This window comes from Pseudomonas sp. FEMGT703P, assembly GCF_002786345.1.
GTDB lineage: Bacteria > Pseudomonadota > Gammaproteobacteria > Pseudomonadales > Pseudomonadaceae > Aquipseudomonas > Aquipseudomonas peli.
Window position 1 is genome coordinate 85,722 of the sequence record NZ_PGCM01000011.1, and the last position, 17,182, is coordinate 102,903.

Annotated in this window: 14 protein-coding genes, 1 tRNA gene and 2 pseudogenes; 11 read left to right on the forward strand and 6 right to left on the reverse strand. The window is 59.1% G+C overall.

The annotated features are described in order from the left end of the window. Position 1 precedes the first annotated feature (1 nt). The 3 genes from CUR33_RS17505 to CUR33_RS17515 are packed head-to-tail and all read left to right on the forward strand — an operon-like array spanning position 2 to position 3,923. Positions 2–1,282: a sialidase family protein gene (locus CUR33_RS17505; protein ID WP_376752196.1), complete on the forward strand. Its 1,281-nt coding sequence runs from the start codon at positions 2–4 to the stop codon at positions 1,280–1,282. After that, positions 1,279–1,890 carry a hypothetical protein gene (locus CUR33_RS17510; RefSeq protein WP_289240435.1) on the forward strand — a complete coding sequence of 204 codons (612 nt, stop codon included), beginning with the start codon at positions 1,279–1,281 and terminating at the stop codon, positions 1,888–1,890. Before CUR33_RS17505 ends, CUR33_RS17510 begins: the two co-directional genes overlap by 4 nt. Further along, positions 1,887–3,923 carry an LTA synthase family protein gene (locus CUR33_RS17515; RefSeq protein ID WP_289240436.1) on the forward strand — a complete coding sequence of 679 codons (2,037 nt, stop codon included), beginning with the start codon at positions 1,887–1,889 and terminating at the stop codon, positions 3,921–3,923. Before CUR33_RS17510 ends, CUR33_RS17515 begins: the two co-directional genes overlap by 4 nt. Positions 3,924–4,125: 202 nt before the next feature. Here the strand turns inward: CUR33_RS17515 and CUR33_RS17520 are convergent, their stop codons facing one another. The 3 genes from CUR33_RS17520 to CUR33_RS17530 form a co-directional block, all read right to left on the reverse strand. Further along, positions 4,126–4,467: a cyclophilin-like fold protein gene (locus CUR33_RS17520; RefSeq protein WP_289240437.1), complete on the reverse strand. Its 342-nt coding sequence runs from the start codon at positions 4,465–4,467 to the stop codon at positions 4,126–4,128. Positions 4,468–4,564: 97 nt separating this feature from the next. Next, positions 4,565–5,806 (reverse strand): MFS transporter, encoded by a 1,242-nt coding sequence (locus tag CUR33_RS17525; protein WP_289240438.1) that lies wholly within the window; start codon positions 5,804–5,806, stop codon positions 4,565–4,567. Positions 5,807–5,822: 16 nt separating this feature from the next. Further along, positions 5,823–6,851: an alpha/beta hydrolase gene (locus CUR33_RS17530; protein ID WP_289240439.1), complete on the reverse strand. Its 1,029-nt coding sequence runs from the start codon at positions 6,849–6,851 to the stop codon at positions 5,823–5,825. Positions 6,852–7,033: 182 nt separating this feature from the next. Here CUR33_RS17530 and CUR33_RS17535 point away from each other — a divergent pair, with 182 nt between their 5' ends. Together CUR33_RS17535 and CUR33_RS17540 are read left to right on the forward strand one after the other, a co-directional pair. Further along, positions 7,034–7,927, forward strand: a complete 894-nt coding sequence (locus CUR33_RS17535; protein WP_289240440.1) for a LysR family transcriptional regulator — start codon at positions 7,034–7,036, stop codon at positions 7,925–7,927. A gap of 169 nt (positions 7,928–8,096) precedes the next feature. Then, positions 8,097–8,300: pseudogene (locus CUR33_RS17540) on the forward strand (hypothetical protein); the annotation flags it as partial. Between the two features lie 76 nt (positions 8,301–8,376). Here CUR33_RS17540 and CUR33_RS17545 read toward each other — a convergent pair. Then, the gene (locus CUR33_RS17545) at positions 8,377–8,703 is read right to left on the reverse strand and encodes a hypothetical protein (RefSeq protein ID WP_090256179.1); all 327 of its coding nucleotides are present in this window, start codon (positions 8,701–8,703) and stop codon (positions 8,377–8,379) included. A gap of 544 nt (positions 8,704–9,247) precedes the next feature. Between CUR33_RS17545 and CUR33_RS17550 the strand changes: the two genes are divergently transcribed. From CUR33_RS17550 to CUR33_RS17565, 4 genes and pseudogenes are all read left to right on the forward strand, one after another. Continuing rightward, entirely contained in the window at positions 9,248–10,216 is a 969-nt protein-coding gene (locus CUR33_RS17550; protein WP_289240441.1) for a hypothetical protein, read from the forward strand. Between the two features lie 235 nt (positions 10,217–10,451). After that, a complete protein-coding gene (locus CUR33_RS17555; RefSeq protein ID WP_289240442.1) occupies positions 10,452–11,000 on the forward strand; it encodes a pyridoxamine 5'-phosphate oxidase family protein in 549 nt (182 codons plus the stop codon). Next, positions 10,987–11,268, forward strand: a complete 282-nt coding sequence (locus CUR33_RS17560; RefSeq protein WP_289240443.1) for a hypothetical protein — start codon at positions 10,987–10,989, stop codon at positions 11,266–11,268. The genes CUR33_RS17555 and CUR33_RS17560 overlap by 14 nt, the downstream gene beginning before the upstream one ends. A gap of 171 nt (positions 11,269–11,439) precedes the next feature. Next, positions 11,440–13,609: pseudogene (locus tag CUR33_RS17565) on the forward strand (catalase). Positions 13,610–13,662: 53 nt separating this feature from the next. Here the strand turns inward: CUR33_RS17565 and CUR33_RS17570 are convergent. Next, positions 13,663–14,058 carry a DUF883 family protein gene (locus tag CUR33_RS17570; RefSeq protein WP_289240444.1) on the reverse strand — a complete coding sequence of 132 codons (396 nt, stop codon included), beginning with the start codon at positions 14,056–14,058 and terminating at the stop codon, positions 13,663–13,665. A gap of 703 nt (positions 14,059–14,761) precedes the next feature. Between CUR33_RS17570 and CUR33_RS17580 the strand changes: the two genes are divergently transcribed. Continuing rightward, complete coding sequence (locus tag CUR33_RS17580; RefSeq protein ID WP_289240445.1) at positions 14,762–15,451, forward strand: PA2778 family cysteine peptidase; 690 nt, start codon at positions 14,762–14,764, stop codon at positions 15,449–15,451. A gap of 66 nt (positions 15,452–15,517) precedes the next feature. Here CUR33_RS17580 and CUR33_RS17585 read toward each other — a convergent pair whose 3' ends face one another. Next, a complete protein-coding gene (locus CUR33_RS17585; RefSeq protein WP_289240446.1) occupies positions 15,518–16,801 on the reverse strand; it encodes an NAD(P)/FAD-dependent oxidoreductase in 1,284 nt (427 codons plus the stop codon). A gap of 186 nt (positions 16,802–16,987) precedes the next feature. Here CUR33_RS17585 and CUR33_RS17590 point away from each other — a divergent pair. Further along, positions 16,988–17,064: transfer RNA gene (locus CUR33_RS17590), tRNA-Val, on the forward strand. The last annotated feature ends 118 nt before the right edge of the window (positions 17,065–17,182 follow it).

Below are 17,182 nucleotides of genomic sequence, written 5' to 3' on the forward strand. Positions count from 1 at the left end.
CATGATCAGAACTTTTGCAGTCCCGGTATTGCTTGGCGCAGCCGTGGCGGTCTTTTTCTTTGCTTGGAGAGCTGAGCCGTCGCAACCCATGGCGGGTTTTGTTCTTAGCACTAGCACCGCGTTAACTTCCTCCACTCCTGAATTCGTGGCGCACCTTGCGTCCAGCAACATGGAGGACTTCGTTCATTCGGCGTCTATATCCGCTCTGGGTGGCGGTAATTTGATGGCGGTCTGGTTCGCCGGTACCCGTGAAGGGTCGGCAGATGTCCAGATCCGCTCCGCGCGCTTTGACGCCGAAACCGGGCAGTGGAGCCCTGAGCGCGTGCTGGCAACCCGTAAAGGCACCGAGCAGGCCGTTGGCAAGCGCATCCGCAAACTGGGTAACCCGGTCATCAGTCTGGCCCCGGACAACCGCCTTTGGCTGTTCTATGTCTCCGTTTCAATTGGCGGTTGGGCCGGCAGTGCGGTTAATGCCATGGTCTCGGACGACCTGGGTGAAACCTGGTCCACGCCGCGGCAGTTGGTCACCACGCCTTTCCTCAATATCAGCACCCTGGTGCGCGGTGCGCCGGTGTTTCACACCGACGGCAGCATCGGTCTGCCGGTCTACCACGAGTTTCTCGGTAAATTCCCCGAGTACCTGCACCTGACCGCCGCTGGCCATGTGCAAGGCAAGTACCGCATTGGCAAGGCACGTTATTCCTTACAGCCCAGCGTAGTGCCGCTCGATGAGCACCGTGCTGTGGCGCTGCTCCGCTATTCAGGCGAACAAAACCATCGTCTGCTCGCCAGTCGCACCGAAGACAGCGGGCGCACCTGGAGCAAGCCCCATGCGTTGGAGCCGAGCAACCCCAATTCGTCGGTAGCCGCAGTGGGGCGTCCTGATGGGAGCTTGCTGGTGGCGATGAACGATCTGGAAGACGGCCGATTCCGCCTGACGCTCTACGCCACCGACAGCAACCTGGACAACTGGCGCACCCTCGGTGAGTTGGACGAAAGCCCCAACCCTTGGGGTGAGCCGATTCCGCAGGCGGAGTTCCCGTCGGTCATCCTGCAGAAGTTCCGTGAAAGCGGCGGTACGCGGTTTGCCGACCGTGAAGCGGTCTTTCTCGAACGCGTGACGGCACGCATGTGCGGCAGCAAGGGGTGTGACTTTGACTACGAGTACCCCTACTTCACCCGTGATGAAGAGGGGAATTACCACTTGGTTTATTCCTGGAACGACATGTTCATCAAATACCTGACCTTTAACGAAGCCTGGCTGGCGGAGCGTCGTCCATGACTGATTTCTGGCTGCCGCATCTGGCCTTTACCCTGCTGGTGTTTCTCCTGCTGTCGCGCCTGCGCCCTGGTCGGCCGTGGCTGTTGGGCACGTTAGTCGCCGCTGTTGGCCTGAGCCTGGTCCCCCTGCAAGGCCTGACCCTGGCCCTGCAATTGCGCACCTACATGGGCGATCTGTCCATCAGCAGCCTGGTCCTGCTGGGTTGCGCCGGACTGGGCCGTTTTGGCCTGCCTGCGCCGGCCGCGCGTGACCGCCTGATGATGCTGGGCTTGTTTGCCGCGTTGGCTTTGCTGCTGTACCCGGCTTCGTTGGGGCTGAGCTACAGCGACCCGTATCAAGCCGGCTTTGAGCCGCGCCCCTTGCTGCTGGTGCTGGGGGCGCTGTGCCTGATCCTCATCGTCTTGCGCAGCTGGTTGGGTGCGCTGGCGCTGTTGCTGGCGACCCTGGCCTTTGTCTTGCGCTTCAATGCCTCGGAAAACTATTGGGACTACCTGATTGACCCTTACCTGGCGCTCTACAGCCTCGGCGCATTACTGGCCCTGGGCCTGCGCACGCTACTGAGTCGCGGCCGTGCTGCGCTCGTCTCTGACACAAGGACTGCCGCATGAGTTGGTTAGGATCGCGTCGACTGCATTTTTTGGTCGGCCTTACGGTATTGTTGTTTGGCTTGTTTGCCAGCCTGCGCGCAATCTTCCTGCTGGGCTTCTCCGGGTTACCCGAGGTGACCGACCCGGAGGTGCTGCGCACCCTGGGCATCGGCCTGCGCTTTGACCTGCGCCTGGCGCTGCTGTTGATGCTGCCGGTGGGTGTGCTGTTGGCCCTGCCCAAGCTGCGTCTGGCGCGCTTTCGCGCATTTCGTTGGTTAGTACGCGGCTATCTGGGCCTGGCCATTGCGGCGCTGGGTCTGCTGTACATCATCGACTTTGGTCACTACGCCTACCTGGGCGTACGCCTGAACGCCACCGTGCTGCGCTTTGCCGGTGATGCGCAAACATCGGCGGGCATGCTCTGGCAAACCTACCCGGTGATCTGGATCACGCTGGCCTGGTTTGCCGGTGTGGCGCTGTGGCTGTATGCCCTGTTGCGTCTGGAACGCGCCACGTTGGATCGCCCGCAAATGCGTCACGTCGGCGTATTACCGGCGCTGGGTGGCGCGGCGCTGGTTGGTGTGCTGGTGTTCTTTGGTTTGCTCGGCCGTGCCGCTGCGCTGAACCTGGAGAACCCGGTGCCACTTCGCTGGAGTGATGCCTTCTACAGCGGTAACAGCCAGGTAGCGGCCGTGGGCCTGAATCCGGCGCTGTTTTTCTACGACACCCTCAAGCTGGAACCCGTCGCGTTTGATGAGGCGGCCACCCGTGAGCACTATGAGGTGGTGGCCGATTACCTGGGCGTGACCGCGCGCGATCGCAAGGCGCTGAATTTCGTCCGTGAGCAAGGCGTGCAGCCACACCGCCTGAGCAGCGAGCGGCCGCCCAATATTGTTTTTGTCATGCTTGAATCGCTGGGCACCAGTGCCGTGGGCGCGTATGGCAACCCGCTCAACCCCACGCCGAATCTGGATCGCCTGGCTCAGGACAGCTGGTTCTTCCGCCATTTCTATGTGCCGGTGACCGGCACCGCAAAAACCGTGTGGGCGAGCATCACCGGCATTCCCGATGTGTCGCGTGAAGAAACCGCCACGCGCAACCCGTTCATTGCCCGCCAGCACACCCTGATCAACAACCTAGAGGGGTACGAGAAGTTCTACATGATCGGCGGCAATGCCGGCTGGGCCAATATCAATGGCCTGATTCGGCAGAGCATCGACGGCGTGCAACTCTACGAAGAGCGCCATTGGCAGTCGCCGCAAGTGGATGTGTGGGGTATCTCCGACCTCGACTTTTTCAAGGAAAGCACGCGCATCCTCGGTGCCTTGCCCAAGGACAAACCCTTCTTCGCCTACCTGCAAACCTCGGGTAACCATCGGCCATTCACCATCCCCAAGGACAATGACGGCTTTCAAGCCATCGACCTGCCCTTGGAGCAGGTGCAAGAAGCGGGTTCACGCAGCGTGGAACAGTTCAACGCCGTGCGCCTGCTCGACTTCAACATTGGCCGCCTGATGGAATTGGCCAAGGAGCAGGGCTTCTACGACAACACGATTTTCGTGCTCTTCGGCGACCACAACACCCGCATCAGCCAGATCCCGCACATGGCCCCGGCCTTTGAGCAACTGGGGCTGGAAAGCAACAACGTGCCGTTGCTTATCCACGCCCCCAAGTGGCTGGCTCCGCGTGAGTTTGACGAAGCTGTCGGGCTGGCGGACTTATTGCCGACCATGGCCGGTTTACTCGGCATTCCCTTTACCAGCGGTGCGTTGGGACGTGATATTCAAATGCCGGCACCCGAGGGCGAACGCGTGGTGCCGCTGGTGCTGCAGGAAGGCAGCTTTCCGATCATCGGCGCCGTCACCCAGGACTTTTTGCTGCAAATGCGCCATGACGGCAGCTCGCCGACCCTGCACGACCTGCATTCGCCCACCCCGCGTGACAATGTGGCCGATGCCCACCCGCAAGAATTTCAGCGCTTAAATGCACTGAGTCGAGGCCTGCACGAAGCCTCGCGCTTGCAGATGTACCGCAACGTACGGGTAGAGAATTGATTGCCCAGGCAGAAGTGCTGCTGACGGCACAGTTGAGGCTATACAGAATCCTATTTTTGAAACATGTTTTAACTGGCTGTTACTGCACGTTAAAGAAATTAGCTACTATTCGCGATAGGCAGCTTTTGGCCGGGAGTCGTCGGTCGCAACGGGCAGGTGTCGGCCAAAAGTAGACCTTCACTGTGCTTGCTTTGCGCCGCTCTTAGTTCACAGAAAAGTGAATAGTCACATCGCCCCGGCCTAACGCTTCAGCTAGCTCATCGGGGCTATCGACACGACCAATCCGGGTGTAGGAGTAGGTTGACTCGAACGTCTGGTAGAAAATCACCAGCGTATCTGTGCCGTACAGCATCAGATCACCATTGCGGATCGTGCCGGGCCTTACTGCGCGGGTTGGCAGCCGTTGCGGCAGGCTTGCATATTTCTCGTTGGCGTTGAGTTCGCTCATGTTCAGGGTAAGGGGTAATAGTTGTGCAAGTGCCCGTGAGGTCTCGCTATCGTCGAGGGTGATTGCGATGCGCTGTTCCCCAATGGTCATCCACATACGATCCTCCTTCAAATTTGTCTCCGCGAATGTGCATTCACTGAGGATTAACAGCAGGCATAACCGAACGCCCGAGAGGCAGAAGTGTTGGCTGATGTTAATCATCTTGAAGACGCCGTTCTCCAGCTGGCTGAACCGCCTGCGCACGCATGGCCAGAGCGGTAAGAGCAGCGCCAAGCAGCAGAATGGCTGCACTTGCAGTAAAGGTGCTCTGGTAGCCGCTGTGGTCGAACAACCAGCCGCCCAGTGTTGAGCCCGAAGCAATAGCAAACTGCACCACACCTACCATCAGTCCTCCACCTGCCTCGGCATCATCGGGCATAGCTTGTGCAATCCAACTCCACCAACCAACAGGCGCAGCCGCGGCCATCAGCCCCCACAGGCCCAGCAATATCGTCACTGGAACGACCCAGCCGCCGGTGGGGATCAACGCGAGAGCAATGACCGCCATGAGCACTGGAATAGCAGTCAACGTGCGATATAGGCCCTTTTTCAGCCATGAGCCGATCAACAGCGATCCCCCCAAACCGGCTACGCCAATAACCAGCAGGATCAATGACAGGGTGGTGGTATCGACTAGTGTCACCGTTTCGAGGAAGGGCCGCAGGTAGGTGAACAGCGCAAACTGCCCCATGAAGAAGGATCCGCAAGCCACCATGCCGAACGCCACCGAACGAGTCCCGAGCAGCTTGAAAACACTGAGTGCAGGACTCTTTCGCATCGAGGGCCTCATGCTAGGCAGACTTAACCACTGCCAGACCAGTGCGACGACTGCTACCGGAACCAGGCAGAGGAACGCCCCCCGCCAACCGATTACCGAGCCCAGGTAGCTGCCCAGCGGCGCCGCGATCACCGTGGCCAGGGCATTGCCACCGTTGAAGATAGCCAGCGCCTTGGGCACCTGATCATCGGGCACCAGGCGCATGGCCGTGGCCGCCGACATTGACCAGAAACCGCCGATAACCACGCCTAACAACGCTCGCCCTACCATGTAGAGGGTGAAGCTCGGCGCAAGCGCCACAACAGCACCGGAGATCGCCATCAGGACGGTCAGGATAAGCAGGAGTGTCTTGCGATCCATGCTCCCGACCAGCCTGGTTATCGACAGGCTGGTCAACACGGCGAACGCCCCAGATATGGCGATACCCTGTCCTGCAATGCCTTCGCTGACCTGAAGGTCCGTTGCCAGGGGCGTGAGCAGACTGACGGGCATGAACTCCGAGGCGATCAGGGCAAAGACGCAGAGCGTCATCGCGAAGACCCCACCCCAATGACAGGGGCGGGGCAGTGGCTGGTCAGTTGCTATGGCGCTTGGCTGGGCGGCAAGTTGGGTCGTCATGATGTCTGCCTGCGGATCACTTCAGGCTGTTCTTGAAGAACTGGGTAAGTTTGTCGAAAGGAATCAGATTCACCCGGTCATACAGGTCGACGTGCCCGGCGTTAGGGACGATGAATAGCTCCTTGGGTTCACCCGCCAAGCGGAACGCCTCTTCACTGAACTCACGCGAGTGTGCGTTCTCGCCAGCGATAAAGAGCATCGGGCGTGGGGAGATGGTCTCGATGTCCGAAAATGGATAGAAGTTCATGAACTTGATATTGCTGGTCAGCGTCGGGTGGGTGGTCAGCTCCGGGCTAGAGCCCGCCGGAGTGAACTCGCCTCGCGCGGTGCGATAGAAATCGAAGAACTCACGCTGAATCGGGTGGGTGTCATCTGTCAGCTCATGCACCGTGCCGCTGGTGTATTGCGTCTTTCCGCCCGTGAACTCCACGTAGCGCTGCTCGGCTGCGGCGGCAATTGCCTGCTTGCGCTGCTCCAGGGTTTGCGAATGTTTGAGACCGTTGCGGTTGGCGGCCCCCATGTCATACATGCTGACCGTTGCAATCGCCTTCATACGCGGGTCGATCTTGGCTGCACTGATTACGAAGCTGCCGCTGCCACAGATACCCAGCACACCGATGCGCTGGCGATCCACAAACGCCTGGGTGCCTAAATAGTCGACAGCCGCACTGAAATCTTCCGCGTACATATCGGGGAGAACGGCGTTGCGCGGGGAGCCCTCGCTCTCACCCCAGAACGTCAAGTCCAATGCCAGGGTCACGAAGCCTTGCTCCGCCAGTTTCTGGGCATACAGGTTGGAACTCTGCTCCTTAACCGCGCCCATGGGATGGCCAACGATGATTGCCGGGCTGCGTGCAGATTTATCTGCACGCTTGGGGATGAACAGATTACCCACCACCTTCATCTGGTACTGGTTGTTGAAGCTGACCTTTTCCATGGTCACCTTGTCGCTCTTGAAGAAATTGTCAGCACCGTTGGACATATCGGCTCCTAGAGCTGTGATCGAGCTGAGTAGAAGGCCTAGCGCTACAAAAAGTCTGTTCATGGGGATGGTCCTCTTCATGGGTTGAAGATCAATCGCGGAGTTGGCTCTGGCGCTTGTTTGGCCCCACTCGCGGGAGAGACGCAAATGGGTGGAAGGCATTGTCGTGAAAAAATTAGGCTCTGATTAGCTAATGAATGCTTAAAGCCGCTATAACCTCTGCTACTCAATAAGAGGATGGGCGCATGCCTCGACATAACTTCAACGATCTACAGGCCTTTGTGACAGTGGCTCGCGAAGGCAGCTTTACGCGCGCAGCAGCTCACTTAGGGGTTACCCAGTCGGCAGTCAGTCAGGTGGTGTCCGGACTGGAGGCAAGGCTGCAGATCCGCCTGCTCACACGTACCACCCGCAGCGTTTCACTGACGGTGGCTGGTGAAAGGCTGATGGAGGCCATCGGCCATCGTTTCGACGAGATCGAAGCCGAGCTGGATGCCCTGACCGAGCTGCGCGACAAGCCGGCAGGCACGGTGCGTATCACCTGTGGCGACAACATCATCAAGACGACCTTGCTGCCCAAGCTGATCCCCGTCCTGGCGGCCTATCCGGATATCAAGCTCGAATTCAATATCAACTATGGCTTCTGTGACATCGTGGCTGAGCGTTTCGATGCTGGCGTGCGCTTCGGCGCCACGGTGGCGCAGGACATGATTGCGCTGCCTATCGGCGGCGACCTGCGCATGGCAGCAGTGGCTGCACCCAGCTACTTTGCCGAGCACCCCATGCCCAGGCATCCGCACGATCTAGCGGCGCATCGGTGCATCGATATCCGCTTTCCTACCTACGGCGGGGTGGATGCCTGGGAGTTTGAGCGCAAAGGCAAAAAACTGAAGGTCAGGGTCGAAGGGCAGTTGGTATTCAACACGACGACCCATATCGCGGACGCCGCGGTCGGTGGTTTGGGAATTGCCTATCTACCCGAAGATGAGTTCGCTCCGCACCTTGAAGAGGGCCGGCTGATTCGTGTGCTGGAGGACTGGTGCGAGCCATTTTCCGGCTATCACCTCTACTATCCCAGTCGTAGACAACCCTCACTGGCCTTCGCTCTGGTGCTCGAAGCATTGCGAGTGACGAAGTAGAGCAACAGCGCCGGATCGCCCCGGAAATTGGTTACCTCCGCTCCCGCTTCTGGCCCTGAGCGACGGCCATGCTTCGACCGTCGCTATGAATTGCATGGTTAACCCTCGGCCTGTTCCGCCATTAATGCGATCACATTCTTTTCAATGGGTTTTTTCTTCGGCACCACACCGCGAGAGCATGCCCGAGCTGGTGCAGCAAATCATGTTGGTTGCGCCGACCCCTCACTTCGTCGATCTGGCCCAGGCGATTCTCTATCGCGGCGCTGGGTTTGCGACCGTAAGGCCGCATTTCCTGGGGATCATTGGCATCGGCGCGCTGTTTTTTACCGGCACGCTGCTGCGCTTTCGCAAGACGCTGGCACAGATGTCTTGAGGGTGGCGCAGCGAGTGCTTACGCCACCACGGGGTTTGCGAGTAGTTGGCGACAGATAGAAATTAGCCCGCCGCGCTTAAACAAATACCTGCCGAGCCATCCCGCGCGGGATGCGGTTTCTACCCGGCAGTTGCTCCAGGCGTTGCTGCCACTCGGCTCGGGGTTTCAGGGTAGCGGTTGGCTTTACCATTTCAGCCGCTGCGGCAGCAGCCTTCGCCGCTTTTGCGGCGGCTCTGAGTTCAGCAAGACTTGGGGTTTTACGGACAGGTTCGGCAGTGCCTTTTTCAACGCTGCGCAGGCACAGCTTGCATGAAACCTGAGTGACATCCTGGGTGCTGCTCAGGTTCGAGCCGGTGCGTCCACATGCGACATTTTCCGCGGACGCGGTGTAGTGAATAGCCAACGTGTTGTCTCCTGCATTTTTGGGGCGCGGGATTCTACACGCTTCGCTTCGCACGCCAACTTCTTATCGTTGTGTTGCGGCAGAGTTGTGGGGAACGGTCGAACAGTGGTGCCATTTTCAAGCCTGTGTAGTTGCGCGTGACAACCCCCTTTGTCTGGGTTTTCCGCAGGACCGCGACAGTTGCTGGGCGGGTTGCTAGCTAACTGCACGATAGGCAGCTGTCGGCCAAAAGCGCTCATCTGGTGTCTACACAATTTGTGGCCATTCAGTCCGCCTAGGGGAACCATCACCTGTGGATTTTCCTTGCTCCACCCCAAGCGCGTACGTTGCACCATTCAACGGCATCGAGCGGTTTGCAGTTCGATCTTTCGCTGAAGAAAAGTGACTTAGGGCTGTATTGATATCCCCCTGATATTGAAAAAGCCCTCGTTAATATCAATTTGCCTTTGCGCGATAGCGCACCGACGTGGCGTCTATCCGATGCAATTGTCTCGTCTCCAGCTCGCTGCAATCTCGCGCGACGTTGGGTTCAATCGAGATCGCCATGAACACAGCAAGCGAACAGAACGCGACATACGGCACTTTGAGAACGGCTGTCGACACGCAGCAGCTTTCAGCCAGTGCTGTTTCATGGGGCGCGATATTTGCTGGTGCAGCGGCTGCAGCTGCGTTGTCGCTGATCCTGCTGATTCTGGGTACCGGCTTGGGCCTGTCTTCGATATCGCCATGGGCTCATGACGGGGTCAGTGCCACGACGTTCGGTATGACCACGATTATCTGGATTACCCTGACCCAACTGCTGGCCGCCGGCATGGGGGGCTACCTGGCGGGTCGTCTGCGCACCAAATGGATTGAGCTGCACACCGACGAGGTGTTCTTTCGCGATACCGCCCATGGCTTCCTGGCCTGGGCTATAGCCTCGCTGGCAACCGCTACCTTGCTCACCTCGGTGATTGGCGCCATCGTCAACGGTGGCGTGCAAGCCGGTGCCTCGGTGGCCGGTGGTGTTGCCACGACCGCCATCGTGGCGACTGCCGGCAGTGTATCGGCAGGCTCGCAAATGGCCACTGACGAGACTAACAGTGGCTCGGTGGGCTACTTCCTCGACACCCTGTTTCGTCGCGAAGTTAACGCTATGTCCGGTCCAATGGGCAGTGAGCAAGGCGCATTGACCTCGCAGCAAGAAACGGCGGTCGCCATGGGCGAAGTCACGCGCATCTTTATGAATTCGCTGCGCACCGGCGCGATGCCGGCAGAGGATGTCAGCTATGTCGGCCAGGTTGTCGCCCAGCGCACCGGCCTGACTCAGCCCGAAGCCGAGCAGCGGGTCAGCGATACCTTTACCCGCTTGCAAACAGCCCTCAACGAAGCAGAAGCCCGCGCCCGCGAGGCCGCCGATAGCGCCCGCAAAGCATCGGCTTATGCCGCGATCTGGTTGTTTATCTCGCTGCTGATCGGTGCCTTCGTTGCCAGCTTCGCCGCGCCTTATGGCGGCCGTCAGCGCGACGCTTGATCAGCCCTTTTACTCAATGACCGGAGACTGCCATGCGCTCACTACTGCTGTTATTTCTCGGGATTCCGATCCTCATCATCATCCTGTTGGCCATCTTTGTGTTCTAGGACACCTGCGGCCTGACCGCTTCTCGTGAGGCAGTCTGCTCAGTATTTGCCAGCTACATCGTGCAGCGAGCACTCCACCTAGTTGCTCAACGTCCAGGTTCGCGCCTATCCCAATACAGGAGTCGTCCGTGAATACTCAGAGCCAACCCGGCGCGCAGCTGCGCAGCATGATGGAACGTATGTCGGTTGCCACGCTCAGCACTGTGGACGAGCAGGGCGTTTTGCTCAGCAGCCGCATGTCGCGCTGGGAAATGGACGACTGCGGCGCCTTGTGGTTTTCCACTGATCCACTCAGCCTTCCTGCAGCGCATATGCTGAGCCTCAATCTGACATTTGCCGATGCAGCGGGCAGCCAGCGCGTGTCTTTGTCCGGCCGAGGGGAGCTGTACGCGGAAGATTTATGTTCCGAATACCTACTGGGCTCGATCTGGCTGGGGCAGCTCAATTCGCCACGTTTCAATGTGCCAACAGCCCTGGATAACCCGGCACTGCTCAAGTTCACCCCGCAATCGGCAGTTTACTGGCAGGCTCCGCAGAGCCTGATGGCCCGCTTGTTGGCGATGCTGACATCGGTATTTGGCGCAAAAGTGCCTTCGGTAAACCACGAATGCTCTGCGTCGAGCTACCTCCTGCCTGGAAGCTTGATGCCCCGGAGTCAGCGGCATGATGTTCTTTGAGCAGGGCCTTTATCTGCGTATCGAGGAACTACCCGACGGCCCCAAGCCCTTGCCGTTGGACAGTGGTTTCTCAACAGACAATGCCTACCGGGCGATGGGGCTCTACAACCCCTCGGAAACCAGCGATGCGTATTTTGTGCTTTCCAATGACCGCAACGAAATCTGGTTTATCTGCAACCGGCATTTGCGTACCCATGTATTGCAACCGCAAGAAACCCGCTTTCGCCTGAGCATCAAAGAGCGCGTGGTGAAAGGCGTCAGCAATTGACCCGCCGCCGCATGCCCCTGGCTTTTCTGTAGTCGCTTGATGTGCGCGATCAGCCTTGTCGCCGATTGCCCTAAGCCTGCTCCCCCAGACCACCGCACATACCGCGTGGAGCCCGTGACCCTGCTGTTTGAGGCGAGCGTTCGCCACGCTCAATTCTTCAGGAGCGTTCCCATGAGCAAGCGCACTAACGACGACCCCGCTACCGAGAGCCTGACCGGCCTCGCACCATCCCCAGCCGATGCCAATCGCTCCGAGCAGGCGGCCGCCGTAATTGCCGAGTTGCCGGGTGAATCGCTGACCACCAACCAAGGGTTGCTGATCAGTGACAACCAGAACTCGCTACGCGCCGGTGTGCGCGGCCCGACGCTGCTGGAAGATCACATTCTGCGCGAAAAGATCATGCACTTTGACCATGAACGTATCCCCGAGCGCGTGGTGCATGCGCGCGGTGCCGGCGCCCATGGCGTGTTTGAGGTGTATGAGTCGATGAGCGGTCTGACCAAAGCCGGGTTTCTGCAGGACCCCAGCCTGAAAACCCCGGTGTTTGTGCGCTTCTCCACTGTCGCGGGCTCGCGGGGCTCTATGGATACGGCGCGTGACGTGCGCGGCTTCTCGGTGAGGTTCTACACCGAGGAGGGTAATTTCGACCTGGTCGGCAACAACATGCCGGTGTTCTTTATTCAGGATGCGATCAAGTTTCCCGACCTCATTCATGCCGTCAAACCTGAGCCGCACAACGAGATACCCCAGGCCTCATCTGCCCACGATACCTTTTGGGACTTTATCTCCATGGTGCCGGAATCCAGCCACACGGTGATGTGGCTGATGTCGGACCGCGCCATTCCGCGCAGCTTCGCGATGATGGAAGGCTTCGGCGTACACACTTTCCGGTTTATCGACGCCGCCGGCAGCGCCAGTTTCGTCAAATTCCACTGGAAGCCTGTGCTCGGCGTGCACTCGCTGGTGTGGGATGAGGCGGTCAAACTGGCGGGTAAAGACGCCGACTTTCACCGCCGCGACCTGTGGGAATCCATTGACGAGGGGCGTTATCCCGAGTGGCTGCTGGGCGTGCAGATCGTCGCCGAAGAGGACGAGCATATGTTCGATTTCGACCTGCTCGATGCCACCAAGCTGATCCCCGAATCCCTGGTGCCGGTGCAGCTGATCGGAAAGCTGATCCTCAATCGCAACCCCGACAACTACTTCGCGGAAACCGAGCAGGTGGCCTTTCACCCAGGCCATCTGGTGCCCGGTATCGACTTCAGCAACGATCCGCTGCTGCAGGGTCGGCTGTTTTCCTATTCGGATACCCAGTTGTCGCGCCTTGGTAGCCCGAACTTTCATGAGCTGCCGATCAATCGGCCCATCGCGGCAGTGGCCAACAACCAGCGCGACGGCCATATGCGTCAGGCGATCGTACGCGGGCGCGTCAGTTACGAGCCCAATACGCTGGGCGGCGGTTGCCCGATGCAGCGGCCGTGGGAGCAGGGCGGTTTCGTCAGCCATGCCGAGCCCATGCAAGGTGAAAAAGTCCGTGCGCGCAGCCCCAGCTTTGCCGATCACTTCTCCCAGCCCGGGTTGTTCTGGCGCAGCCAGGCAGGCTGGGAGCAGGCGCATATCGTCGATGCCTTCTGTTTCGAATTGGGTAAGGTCACGGTGCCTGCCATTCGTGAACGCATGCTGGCCAACCTGACTCAGGTCGACGCTGCGCTTGCTCAGCGGGTCGCCGATGGCCTGGGCATGCCCGTACCACCGCCGCCGGCTGGCGCAGAAAATCTGCCGCACACTGATAAACCCGCTATGGACGCCGCGCTAAGCATGGTCACGACCCGCAAAGGCTCCCTCATCGGGCGTAAGGTAGCGGTACTGGTGGCCAACGATGTTGATGGCACGCCCCTCGAAAGTCTGCGCGTCGCTCTTACAGCAGCTGGCGCCACGCTGAAAGTGATTGCGCCGCAGCTGGGCGAGATCCGCAGCAGCACGGGGAAACCCCTGAAGGTGGATCACAGCCTGCCAACCGTTGGCTCCGTGCAGTTCGATGCCGTCTATGTGCCGGGGGGGCGCCAAGAGTGTTGATGCGCTATGCAACAATGCCCACGCCCTGCTGTTCGTCAAAGAGGCCTATAAACACGGCAAACCCATTGCCGCCACCGACGACGGCGCCATGTTGATCGACAAGGCCGCATGCTCCAACGGTAATCAGGGAGCCGCCTTCCAAGGGCCTGGGGTGATTACGGCATCTGGGAAGATGGTCAATGGCGATTTTGTCGAAAGCTTTCTCGCGGCTATTGCCAAGCATCGAGTGACAGAGCGTCCGGATATGGCGGTAATCGTGGCCTGATCAGTCCTGTGGCGGGATCAACCGGTCGCGCATTGCGACCGGTTGATGAGGTTTCAGCCGCGTTTGTTCAGTGCACGAGCCAGCAGGAAAGCCAGCGCCGCACCGGCGCCTACGGCTTTCCAGGGCTGCTTGTGGACATAACTGTTGGTCGCCGCGGCAGTATTCCGGGCACGCTGCATGATGTTGCTCGCGCCAGTCTCCGTGGCGGCTTTGGCCGTGGCGATGCGCGCACTCAGCTTGAACTTGGCCTGGGCCAACTCGTCACCCGTCAGCGAAGTGGCATCTTTGACCAGGTTCTCGATGTCGGCGATAAACATATGGAACTGCTGCGCAATATCTGCTTCTGGCGGGCTTGTCTCGCCGCGTGCAGCGGGCCCCGCGACGACAGGACCAACGCCGCCGCCGAGGCTGTTAACCCCGGAATTTCCTTTATGAGTTGGATTGTCCATGGTGACTCCTGTTACCGATCCAGCTGTCGCAAGGCGACGAGTGCGCAGTGGCTCGCAGGCGAGTCCGACTGACGCTGTGAACCCCTAAGCTGGACTCAATGCGCGGTGGCGTCTGTGCGCCAGCAAACGGAGTGCAGTAATCCTATAAATTGGCGTTCCACCTAACTTTTAAAAAGTTGATAACCGCATCTGGCCGCATTGCGACGGCCTGGCATCGACTGTTGCTGTGCATGTTCAAATTTCTGTCTGCTCCGCCGCTCCAGGGCATCATCGACCTCGATCCCAGGTAATGAACGGTGTTTTCCAGCTTCGTATGGCCAAGCAGTTGAACTGCCTGCAGGTTTTTCCTCCTGCGATAAATCAATGTGAGTCGTTCCTGGTTTCGAGGACGCCTTTGAACCTCAATAACGGAGAAGCGCCGAGAAAGCGCGGTTAGAGCCGTGCTGACAGGTGCAAAGTTATTGGGCATTGGGGGCTGTTTGTTTGACGGCGAGCGCAAGGGCGGCGGTCGTAATTCGGTGGTGTGCCGGGTAAAGGCAGCGTTGGGTGCAATGCCGGGCTGTTTATCGGCCTGGAGATGGTTTTCGTTTGTGCGTATGACGTGGGCAATGTCTGCCGGAAACTCGGCATTTTGTGTGGATAGTTTGGGGCATCGGCACTTCATCGTTATGCTCTGCGCCACAAACAAGCCAGTGGGTGAGTGATGTTTCAGTCTGTGCGCGTAGTAAAGCTTCTGCCAGTAGCCCTGTTATTTCTGCTCGCTGCCTGCGCTGGCGGGCCGCAGCTGCAGCCTGAGACCAAGCGCTTGCCCGAGCGGGTCGAGTTGGCCGATGTGCCGTTTTTTCAACTCAGTGATGCGCAGGGCGGGCCTTCGGCGTTGGCGGCGTTACTCAATCATCATGGTGTGATCAGTAGCCCCGGCCTGGTAGATGAGCGCATTCAGCAATTGGCCAAGGGACAAAGCGCGCAAGTCGGCCTTGAAGCGGCGGCTCGCTCTTATGATCTGCTGGTCTACCCCTTGCCGGGTAACCTGGATGCGCTGATGCAGCAAGTGTCGTCAGGGCATCCAGTGCTGGTGATGCAGGATCGTTTATTTGGCGGGCCGGGCGCGCAGTTTGCGCTGCTGGTTGGCTATGACCAGCGTGAGCGCACACTGGTGCTGCGCTCTGGCAACACCCGGCGTTGGTACACCAGCTTTGCCAGCTTCGACGATGCGTGGGGTGAGGCGGGGCGCTGGGCTGTATTGGTCATGCCTACCGATCAGTTGCCTGCGCAACCACACAAACAGACGTGGGTGGCGGCTGCGCAGGAATTGCAAAAGCAAGGTCGTGCGACTGCAGCGCAGCGGGCGTTGCGCACGGCGCGTCAGGTTTGGCCGGATGCGCAGCTGTAAAATCGTCGAAAAATAGAATGCAAAACGGCACCTCTTAAGGTGCCGTTTCTGTTTGCGGGTCGTGCTTTAGACGCCCAGCTTGTCACGCAGGGTGTAGTACCAGGCACCCAGAGCGCTGAATGGCACTTGGAACAGGCGGCCGCCGGGGAAGGGGTAATGCGGCAGATCGGCGAAGGCGTCGAAGCGTTCTGCTTGGCCGCGCATGGCTTCAGCCAGCACTTTGCCGGCTAAGTGGGTGTAGGTCACGCCGTGGCCGCTGCAGCCCTGCGAGTAGTAGATGTTGTCGCCCAGGCGGCCGACCTGCGGCAGGCGCGACAAGGTCAGCAGGAAGTTGCCGGTCCAGGCGTAGTCGATCTTCACATCCTTCAGCTGTGGGAAGGCTTTAAGCATTTTCGGGCGAATAATCGCCTCGATGTTCGCCGGATCGCGTGCGCCGTAGACCACGCCGCCGCCGAAGATCAGGCGCTTGTCGCTGGTCAGGCGGTAGTAGTCGAGCAGGTAGTTGCAATCTTCGACGCAGTAATCCTGCGGTAGCAAGCTTTTCGCCAGCTCAGCGGACAGGGGTTCGGTGGTGATCACCTGGGTGCCGCACGGCATCGACTTGGCCGACAGCTCCGGAATCAGGTTGCCCAGATAGGCGTTACCGGCGACGACCACGAATTTGGCTTTGATCCGGCCGTTGGGCGTGTGCACAACAGGGTTGGCTCCGCGGTCAATGCGGATAGCGGGGGATTGTTCATAGATCACGCCGCCCAGCGACTCAACGGCAGCCGCTTCGCCCAGGGCCAGATTGAGCGGGTGTATGTGGCCGCCACTCATGTCGAGCATGCCGCCGACATAGGCGTCGCTGTCCACCACTTCACGAATGCGCTTGGCGTCCATCAGTTCCAACTGAGTATGGCCGTAGCGTTCCCAAAGCTTTTTCTGCGATTCGAGGTGTTTCATGTGCTTTGGGGTGTTAGCAGCGAAGACGCCACCGTCCTTGAGGTCGCACTGGATGTTGTACTTGGCGATGCGTTCGCGAATGATGCGGCCGCCTTCGAACGCCATATCGCCCAGCAGTTTCGCCTGCTTGGGGCCGACACTGCGTTCGATCACGTCGATATCGCGGCTGTAGCTGTTAACGATCTGTCCGCCATTACGACCCGATGCGCCAAAACCAACTTTGGCCGCCTCGACGATGCTGACCTTGAAGCCACTCTCAAGCAGGGCGATGGCGGTGGATAGACCGGTGTAGCCCGCGCCGACGATGCACACGTCAGTCTCGACTTCACCATTCAATTCTGGGCGCTCCGGTACCGGATTGGCGGAGGCCGCGTAATAGGATTGTGGATAAGCTGTGTGCGCCATTTTGCCACCTCTGTTCTTTATTTTTTACGAATGGGCAGATGCTACCTGAGTTGAAAATGCCCGGCTAGTGGCCTGTGCGAAATATTAAACGCGCTGTAGAACAGTAAAAAATTCAGTTATTCAGACAGTTAGCGTAAAAAATAGGTTGACAGTTTTTTGCGCGGCCGTAGAATGCGCACCCATCGTAGGCACGTAGCTCAGTTGGTTAGAGCACCACCTTGACATGGTGGGGGTCGTTGGTTCGAGTCCAATCGTGCCTACCAAATTTGGTAGAATAAGGGTCGCTTAGGCGGCCCTTTTTTATTGGGTTCTTGCCAGCAAGCCCGGCTTTCTGCAAGCATCCGTGCGGTTAATCGTTGTTTCAAACCTCCAGTGACCCCG